The sequence below is a fragment of the Myxococcus vastator genome, from assembly GCF_010894475.1.
GTDB lineage: Bacteria > Myxococcota > Myxococcia > Myxococcales > Myxococcaceae > Myxococcus > Myxococcus vastator.
The window spans coordinates 1-8516 of the sequence record NZ_JAAIYB010000372.1 but is presented as its reverse complement, the minus strand read 5'-3'; the positions used below and the strand labels follow the sequence as shown (position 1 = coordinate 8516).

Below are 8516 nucleotides of genomic sequence, written 5' to 3'. Positions count from 1 at the left end.
GTATTGAAATCCGTCGCGTAGACCCGCCCGCCCAGCAACTCCCCCAGCGGAGGCAAGGGCTGCTTCGCGCTCGCCAGTGCCGCTCGCCGTCTCGCCACGATGAAGTCCACGGCCTCGCGGCCTTCATTCGGTGACTTGAGCAGACGCGTCAGTTGGGTGTCGCCATCGAGCGTGCACAACGGCGGCCTCAGTTCCTCGGACCGCGTTGACACCCCTGCTCGTTCGGGAACGGCCCGTGGCAAGCACCACGCAATGGTCTCCGCCAGCCGCAGCATGAACTCATTCGCCATCCCCGGAGGGTACATGAGGAACGGAAGCCGCGGCGAGGGCGTGGGGGAGCCTCAAGGCTTCGCCTCCGCCGTCAGCGTCCCGGGGAAGGATGCAGCGACATCGAGACTGGCTCGATTGCGTCCTCCGCCCATTCCGGGCGTCACGAAACCAGGCGGAGGCGCATGACGAGGCGGCCTATGCGCCCGTCGCCGTCGGCTCATCCAGGATGGGCACGAAGCCGCCATGGGTCCGGCGGCCCTCGTCGTAGGGCACGTTGTCCGGGTGCATGCGCGAATCGGCCATGGCCTTCCCCCACCCCGCGTCGCGAGCCGCCTTCGACGGCCACTCAACCCAGGCGAAGACGACCTGCTCCTCCGCGGTGGCCTTCACCGCGCCCTTGAAGTCAGTGAGCTTTCCGTCGGGGAGGTCATCTCCCCACGCGTCGACGACGCGCATGGCGCCATGCTCCAGCAGCACCGCCGCGAGACGGGACGCGATGGCATGGTAGGCCTCCTTGTTCCCAACCGGGACCGGCACGAGCGAACCATCGACATAGCCCGGCCTCCCCGCTCCGCGCTCGTGGAGGTCGGGGACGAAGCCGCCGACGATCATCCGCTTCCCATCAAAGGGCATGTGCGCGCCCAGCGCCTCCATCCGCGGGTCGCGGTACGCCTTCGCGTTCGCTTCGTCCCGCACCGCCTTGCTGGGGTACTCAATCCAGGAGAAGACGATGACCTCCTCAGGCTCGGCCTTCACCGCGCGCCGGAGGTCGGTGACCTTTCCCTCGGGGACATCGTCTCCCCAGCACTCAACGAAGCGCGTCGCACCAAACTCCCTGTACAGCGGCGCCGCGGCGAGAGCCGCCTGCCGATACGCTTCCTTGTTCGCCGCGGGTACTGCGACCACGAATCCATCGATATAGGCCATGGCAACGCTCCAGTCAGGCATCCCTGCTTTGACAAGAAGGGTTGATATCAACATAATCATCCCTGTCAATGTCCAGAGCCGTCCCATTCGCCACGACGCTTCACGTCCGAGACCACTGCCTTTGCCTCGCGGTCCAGCAGGCCGCGCGCGCCCTGGCGCGGCGCTTCGATGAAGCCCTGCGCCCCGTGGGCCTCACGCACGGACAGTTCTCACTGCTGATGTCGCTCAATCGCCCCCAGCCGCCGTCCATCGGACCGGTCGCGGAGCTCCTGGCGATGGACCGGACCACGCTGACGGCCAACCTGAAGCCGCTCGAAAGGCGCGGGCTGGTGAAGACCACCGTCGACCCGGCCGACCGCCGCGGGCGATTGCTGACGCTGACGGACGCAGGGCTCCAGCTCCTTCAAGCCGCGCTGCCCCACTGGGAGCGGATGAACGAGGAGACGGAGCGACTGCTGGCGCGGACCGACGTCGACGCCCTTCGCGCTGGACTGCGGGCGCTGTCCTGAGTCCGCGCGTCCAACCTTCGGAGCGCCGGCGGTGTGCGCCGCCCGTTCTGCTATAGGGGGGCCCGTGAGCATCGCGACCCACGAAGAAGGCCCGCTGCGGGGGCCGAGCTTCTTCTTCAACCGCACGGCGCTCCGCTCGCTCGCGCTGGCCCATCGCGCCAGCTACGGCGCGGCGCGGCCTCATCCCCACGCCGTCATCGATGGCTTCCTGGGGGAGCCGCTGGCGTCCGAGCTGGCCGGCGTCTTCCCGGGCGCGACCCAGGCCAGTTGGAAGCGACGCGACCACCCCGAGCAGGCGACTCGGCTGGGACAGCTTCAGCGCAAGGCCTTTGAAGACGTCCCCGGAGCGCTCCGGCACCTGCTCTCGGAGTTCTCCGGCATGGCGTTCATCGACTTCCTGGAGTCGCTCACCGGAGTGCAAGGGCTCATCCCGGATCCACACTTCCGGGGCGCCGGGCTGCACCTCACGTTGCGTGGGGGGCACCTGGCGCTGCACGCCGACTTCAACCGAGATCGCTTCCGCGCGCTCTCACGCCGGCTCACCGTCCTCTACTACCTGAACCCCGGGTGGGAGCCCGCCTGGGGAGGCGACCTCGAGCTGTGGAGCGCGGACCTCTCCCGGTGTGAGACGCGAATCGCGCCGCTCCTGGATCGCCTGGTCGTGATGGCCCACGGCGACGACCACTGGCACGGCCACCCCACCGCGCTGGAGTGCCCCGAGGGGCGGGGTCGCGCCGCGGTCGCGGCCTACTTCTACACCGCGGAGGAAGCCCCCAACGCGCCGGAGCCCCACAGCGCCCTCTGGGCGCCACCGCGGCCGTAGCGCACGCGTCGACACGCGGTACGGCGCCCCACGCGGACGCCCCTCCGTCAGGCCGCAGGAGCCACGGCCTTCCCAGCGGCGTCCGTATGCGTGAAGCGGTCCTTGAGACGCAGCAAGGGCTTCTCGAAGAAGCGCCACGAGACGAGCGTGAGCGCCAGCAGTACCGCGTACTCGAACACGATGCCCAGCGCGGTGGCGACGAAGGTCGAAGGAATGAAGCGGGAGAACAGCGGCCGCGTGTAATGACCGCCAGCGGGGATGACGAGCGCGTGGAAGAGGTAGAGCCCATAACTCACCTGCCCCACGAAGCGCAGCGGCCGCCACTGCAACACGGCTTGAAGCACCCACGCGCGCCCGGAGAGCACCCACCCCAGCAGGCCCGCGAAGCCCACCGCCCACAGCGTGTACAGGCCCGCCACCATCAGCGCACGAACCTGAGTGCCGCCCGGCCCCGTGAGCGCCGTTGCCATGTGGATGGCGGCCCCCTCGCCGAAGAAGACGAGGGACAGCCCGAAGGCCACGAGCAGCGCGGGCACCGCGAGCCGCGCGCCCCACCGCGCCAGGCCATCCACCGTGACGCGGCCATCCACCACGCCCAGCGCCAGCAGCCCCCCGAGCGCCAGTCCATCCAGACGGAACAGCGTGAAGGTGTAGACCTGGATGGGCGCCGCGCCCGCCCACAAGGCCGCGAGGCGCGCCACGGGCGACAGCAGCACGCACGCCCACAGGAGCGCGCGGAGCTGCCCGTTCCGGAGGAAGAACACGAGCAGCGGCCACACCAGGTAGAACTGCTCTTCGATGGCCAGGGACCACGTCACGTTGATGGGCGCGGGACCGAAGTCCGCCATCCAGAGGTTCTGCAGATACAGCGCGTAGGTCGTCCAGGCGTAGCGCTGCGTGTCGAAGGCCAGGGCTGGCAGCAGCCGCCCCATGACGCCAAACGTGAAGACCAGCACCAGGAAGTACAAGGGCCAGATGCGCAGCGCCCGCCGCGCGTAGAAGGTACGGAAGTAGCCTCCGCGCGCACGCGTCTGCACGAGGATGCGCGTAATCAGGAAGCCGGAGAGGACGAAGAAGAGATCCACTCCCGCCCAGCCCACCTGGAAGAGCGAGCCCAGTGACGCGCTGCGCAGCCCTGTCAGCGAGTGATAGGAGATCACCATCAGCACCGCCACGCCGCGCAGCCCATCCAGCACGGGCAGGTACTCCGGCAGGTGCGGCGGCTCCGAGGGTCCGGTCTTCATCTCGGTGCGGACGATAGGCACAAACCGCGCGGGCGCCCCACCTGTCCCCAAGGGCATGGATGGCCGGGTCGACCGAGACCGCTCTGGCCCCGCCAGGAGCAGCGATGGCGCGCCACTTTCAGCCCTGACTCTGCAATAGTTCTCTCGATGCCCGCCGCGCCCCCGAGCGACGACATCCTGATGGAGCCCGTGATGCGCCAGCACGCGGCGGCGTTCCATGCGCTTGCGTCGGACCCGGCGGTCAGCGCGACCACCCACCTTCCGTCCCCCTTCCCGCCCGGCCATGCGGAGGCGTGGATTGACACCGCGATAGGTGCGCGAGCGAAGGGCGAAGCCTTCCACTTCGCCATGCTTCATCCCCAGGACGGCTTCATCGGCTGCTGCTCGCTGGTGGCCCTGTCCCCGAGAGCGCGGACCGCCCAGCTCTCCTATTGGGTCGGCCGGCCCTACTGGGGACGTGGCCACGCGACGCGCGCCGCGCGGTGGATGCTCGACTTCGCCTTCGAAACGCTGAAGCTCGACCGGGTCCGCACGTGCGCCCTGGAGAGCAACACCGCGTCCCTTCGCGTGCTGGAGAAGCTCGGCTTCCAGCAGGTCCTGCGCGCGCCGAACCGGAACCCGAAGTTCTCGCTCGACGATGTCCTCGTGTTCTTCGAGCGCGCGCCCGAAAGCGACAGGAGGTCAGATGCTCCGAATCCGTGAAGCGCAACTGCACGCGCTGGTGGCGGCCAGCGACGACAGCCGCGTCGCGGCGATAGTCGACCGGCTCTACGTGGAGCATCCCGGCCACGTCGTGGGACAGGCGCGCGAACAGGTGCGGCGCCGGGTCGCATTGGCGCTGCGCCGGGCCCGGGGCTTCGGGCTGCGCGACGACCGGGACCTGCACGCCTTCGGCCTCCTCTGCATCATCATCTCGGAGGTGTTCGACGCACATCCGCCCTTCCAACGGCTGCTGGCGGACCCCGCCGTTCCTTCCGAAGAGAAGATGACGCGCCTGTTCCAGGGCGCCACGGACGCGGACTGGCGGGCCGCCGCGGCCCTCCTTGCCCCTCCCCCGTCGCGCGAAACCCGGTGACGCAGCCCGATGGACTACCAGACCTCAGTCATCCAGGACGCGAAGTCCCTCCAGGACCTGCACGCACGCACGGCGCCCGGAAACGCAACGACTCAGATTCACCCGTGCGAACAGCCCCCGGCAGACCTCGTCTTCGCGGTGGAGCGCCTCTGGTTCCTGAATCACATCCCCGTGGAACACTATGTCTTCCCGCGGCCGGATGACCCCGTCTATTGCCTTCCTGGAAACGCCTCCCCGCCCAACAACCTGCTGCCCCCCCAGGCCTTTCCCGCGAATGGAGACCCGCACTGGCGCCCTGAGGACACGTCCATTCTTGGCAAGATGCAGCGGCTCGTCGAGACGAGCTGGCCGGTCGCGTATGTGCGGTCGGGCGCATCCACGCAACCCGCTCCGCCCATGGTGCGCGTCGTCCTGAAGGCCACCCCCGGCACGTCATCGGGGAAGCTGTCGCGGCCGGGGAGCCGCTGGGTGCGCGCGGCGGAGAAGCCCGGCACAGGGCAAGGCCTCTACACGCATCACGCCCAGGTTGAATTCGACGAATCCGGAATCGGCCAGGTGGACCTCCCGCTTCACGGCCTCCCCAGCACGGTGACCCTGCGCTCCGGGCTCGAGCTCACATGGGAGGTGGCGGAGAGTGGCCGCGAGTACACCCCCCTGACGAAGAAGACCAAGCACACGCTCTTCATCGTGGATGCCACGCCCAAGGCCGGTCGTTTCAACATCCAAGCCTACAAGGGCGGCGCGCTCCTGGACGCGTTGTACTTCGGCTGCACCTGGGCGGAAGGTGCGCAGGGCGCCGCGGAGGTCATCCAGGCCATCTGGAAGAACTTCGTGGGCACGCCGGATCCCCATCCCTCCGGACTGGGATACTGGCTCACGGTGGATCCTCTCCCCGAGGACGACTTCTTCCGCGCCGCGCGCCTTCGCCGGCTGGACCTGGGCACGGAGCATGCGGGCCGCAAGGTCAACGCGAGCTGCACCGCCTTCGCGCAGCTCTTCATCAACTGTCTGGCCGTGCATGGCATTGAGAGCGCGGAGGTCAAGGTCGCCCCCGCCGTCTCCACGGCCACGTCAATGAAGGCTCGCTTCGACTACAACGGCGTCGACTATGTGCCGACCAACAAGTTCCTCGTGCCCCCGCGTGCTCCCGCCCAGGGAAATCAGGCACTGGAGCGGACAGACTCTCCCCATCACTGGGTGGTCTGCGTGCGGGAGAGCCAGGGGTGGTTGCTCTACGAGACGTCCTTCGGCCTGGGCCCCTTCCCGCTCAAGCAGGCCCCCCACTTCACCGAGCCTGCTCCGAATACGCAGAACCACGCGCCGCACCCTCAGCGCTTCGAGCCGAAGGTGAACCACGAGTTCATCGCGCCAGCGGCCTACGAGCAACAAACCGTGTTGGGCTACATGTGCACGTACTTCGAGCCGGCCCGGGGCGACGACCTCACCCAGATTCCCTCCCGCAACGACGACACCCAGCCGCAGCGGCCCTATCTGATCTCCAAGGTCCTGTGGACGAACGCCACCGGTTGAGCGGAACGCCGCGGCCTTCAATCCCTTGCACGCATCCCCAGGAGGTCAATGTCAGAACCTGGCCTTGCGGACGTTGTGGCACCTCCCGCAGGCGCGTCAACGCGGCGGCCCTCTCTTGCCTGTCAGGAAGCGTGTCGCCAGCAAGTCGTGGCGCCACACCCACGCCCGGCCAGCGCGCGTTCCGCCACGACGGACCGTGGTCCTCCCCTGAAGCCGATGCCCGCACGCCCTTCATCACCGTGCGAGCCTGAAAGGACGTCCCCGATGCCCCCCGCCCCTCTCGATGCCTCGCAGCTTGTCGAGCTCGCCGCCCGCCACGGACTGAAGCTCCAACCCGACACGCTGTCGGTCAACGAGGCCGGACTCGACTATCGCGTCGTGATGGCGCGCGACCTCGAAGACACCCTGTGGGTCCTCCGCATCCCCCGGCGTGAGGACGTCTCCGCGAAGCTCGCGGACGAGAAGAAGATTCTCGACTTCGTCGGTCCCCGGCTCGGCGTGGCGGTGCCGCGGTGGCAGGTCGCCGACCGGGAGCTCATCGCCTACCCCGCGCTGCCGGGCAAGCCGGGGCTGACGCTGGACCCCGCGTCGGGCCAGCCGGTGTGGCACTTCGACCGCGAGTCCCGCGTCTATGCCCGCCACTTCGGCCAGCTCCTGCAGCGGCTGCACGCCATCGACATCGGCGCCGCCCGCCAGGCCGGCCTCGTCGTCGAGACGCCCGAGCAGGTCCGCGCCAACTGGGCCTCCGACATCGCCCGCGTCACCCAGGCCTTCGACGTGGCGCCGTCCCTCACCCAGCGCTGGGAGCGGTGGCTGGGCGAGGACTCCTACTGGCCCCGCTTCGTCGCGCTGACGCACGGGGAGCTGTACCCCGCCCACGTCCTGATGGACCCGGACGACACCCTCACCGGCGTCCTCGATTGGACGACCGCCAAGGTCGGCGACCCCGCGCGCGACTTCGTCTTCCAGAAGATGCTCGGCGTGGACGCCGTGTTCGAGGCCACCGTGGACGCCTACGTCAAGGTGGGCGGGCAGGTCTGGGACCGCCTGGGCGACCACTGCGTGGAGCTGCTCGCCGCGTCGCCCGTGGCCTACGCCCTCTACGCGCTGCTCACGGGCCAGCCAGAGCACCGGGCGGCCGCCCAGGCGCAGCTCACCCCAGGCGCACCCATGTAGGCACAGCAGGCCGGGCGGCGGGACAGGCCCCCGCCGCTCAGGTTTCACTGTCCAATCACGGCCTGGGGCGCTAGGTAGGGACGGCTCGATGGAGCTTCGATGACCGCTGCCCTCCTGTCCCTGTCCCTCGCCTTCACGCTCGTCACCGGCCAGTTCGCGCCCCAGCAGGCGGGAAGCGACCCGCTCGCGCCGGAGCTGGAGGCCCGTGCCCAGACGCTGGGCAAGCAGCTCCGGTGCGCCGTGTGCCAGGGCTTGTCCGTGGCGGACAGCCCGTCCTCCATGGCGCGCGCCCAGCTCGACATGATTCGCGAGCTCGTCTCCGAGGGGAAGAGCGACGCCGAAATCGTCGAGTACTTCGTCGCCCGCTACGGCGAGTGGGTGCTGCTCTCCCCCCGCGCGGAGGGCTTCAACTGGTTCGTGTGGCTGGGCCCGGTGGCGCTCGTCGCCGTGGGCGCCTTCGTCATCTGGCGGCAGCTCCAGCGCGGCGCGGGTGCCCCGGAGCAGACCGCGCCCGCGACCCCGACTTCGGAAGAAACGGCGGCCCCGGCCGCGCCCGCTGGAGCGCCTCCAGTGGATGAAGAAGACCCGTACCTCCAGGCCGTGCGCCGGGAGCTCGAGCGCTAGGAGCGCCAGGCCATGCAGCCGCAGACGACGAATTGGTTGCCCGGAATCATCGTGCTCGCCATCACCTTCGTGTTGGCGGCGGGCTGGCTCCTCTTGCAGCGCCGCAAGGGCGCCCTGGCGTCGGCCGAGCCCCGCGACGGCGTGCTCGATGACCTGACCCAGCGCGCGCAGTCCCTCATCGACCAGCTCCGCGCGCTGGAAGCGGAGAAGCACAACCAGGGCGCCGAGCAGTACGCCGCCGAGAAGTCCCGCCTGGAGCGCGAGGCCGCCGCGGCGCTGCGCGCGAAGGACGAGCACCTCAAGCGCAAGGCCTCCGGCGAGGGCGTCCGCCCCCGTCC

The 8516-nt window shown here is 69.4% G+C and carries 9 protein-coding genes and 2 pseudogenes; 8 read left to right on the top strand and 3 right to left on the bottom strand.

Translation table 11 applies throughout. The annotated features are described in order from the left end of the window. Nucleotides 1–290: pseudogene (locus tag G4D87_RS39040) on the bottom strand (hypothetical protein); the annotation flags it as partial. A gap of 175 nt (nt 291–465) precedes the next feature. Continuing rightward, a complete protein-coding gene (locus tag G4D87_RS28490; RefSeq protein ID WP_163785859.1) occupies nt 466–1197 on the bottom strand; it encodes a DUF1428 domain-containing protein in 732 nt (243 codons plus the stop codon). A gap of 68 nt (nt 1198–1265) precedes the next feature. On the opposite strand from G4D87_RS28490, the gene G4D87_RS28485 reads away from it, so the two are divergent. Both G4D87_RS28485 and G4D87_RS28480 read left to right on the top strand, forming a co-directional pair. After that, complete coding sequence (locus G4D87_RS28485; RefSeq protein WP_163785858.1) at nt 1266–1706, top strand: MarR family winged helix-turn-helix transcriptional regulator; 441 nt, start codon at nt 1266–1268, stop codon at nt 1704–1706. A 64-nt stretch (nt 1707–1770) separates the two neighbouring features. Next, nucleotides 1771–2529 carry a 2OG-Fe(II) oxygenase gene (locus tag G4D87_RS28480; protein WP_163785857.1) on the top strand — a complete coding sequence of 253 codons (759 nt, stop codon included), beginning with the start codon at nt 1771–1773 and terminating at the stop codon, nt 2527–2529. A 47-nt stretch (nt 2530–2576) separates the two neighbouring features. Here G4D87_RS28480 and G4D87_RS28475 read toward each other — a convergent pair whose 3' ends face one another. Then, nucleotides 2577–3773, bottom strand: a complete 1197-nt coding sequence (locus G4D87_RS28475) for an acyltransferase family protein (RefSeq protein WP_240358679.1) — start codon at nt 3771–3773, stop codon at nt 2577–2579. 147 nt (nt 3774–3920) lie between these two features. On the opposite strand from G4D87_RS28475, the gene G4D87_RS28470 reads away from it, so the two are divergent. From G4D87_RS28470 to G4D87_RS28445, 6 genes and pseudogenes are all read left to right on the top strand, one after another. Continuing rightward, entirely contained in the window at nt 3921–4475 is a 555-nt protein-coding gene (locus G4D87_RS28470) for a GNAT family N-acetyltransferase (protein ID WP_163785856.1), read from the top strand. After that, complete coding sequence (locus G4D87_RS28465; protein WP_163785855.1) at nt 4459–4848, top strand: hypothetical protein; 390 nt, start codon at nt 4459–4461, stop codon at nt 4846–4848. The genes G4D87_RS28470 and G4D87_RS28465 overlap by 17 nt, the downstream gene beginning before the upstream one ends. A gap of 9 nt (nt 4849–4857) precedes the next feature. Continuing rightward, nucleotides 4858–6378, top strand: coding sequence for a hypothetical protein (locus G4D87_RS28460; RefSeq protein WP_163785854.1), 1521 nt, complete (start codon nt 4858–4860; stop codon nt 6376–6378). Nucleotides 6379–6642: 264 nt separating this feature from the next. Further along, nucleotides 6643–7554 (top strand): macrolide 2'-phosphotransferase, encoded by a 912-nt coding sequence (locus tag G4D87_RS28455; RefSeq protein WP_163785853.1) that lies wholly within the window; start codon nt 6643–6645, stop codon nt 7552–7554. Nucleotides 7555–7653: 99 nt separating this feature from the next. Continuing rightward, the gene (locus G4D87_RS28450; RefSeq protein ID WP_163785852.1) at nt 7654–8178 is read left to right on the top strand and encodes a cytochrome c-type biogenesis protein; all 525 of its coding nucleotides are present in this window, start codon (nt 7654–7656) and stop codon (nt 8176–8178) included. A 12-nt stretch (nt 8179–8190) separates the two neighbouring features. Continuing rightward, nucleotides 8191–8516, top strand: a pseudogene (locus G4D87_RS28445) (tetratricopeptide repeat protein); the annotation flags it as partial.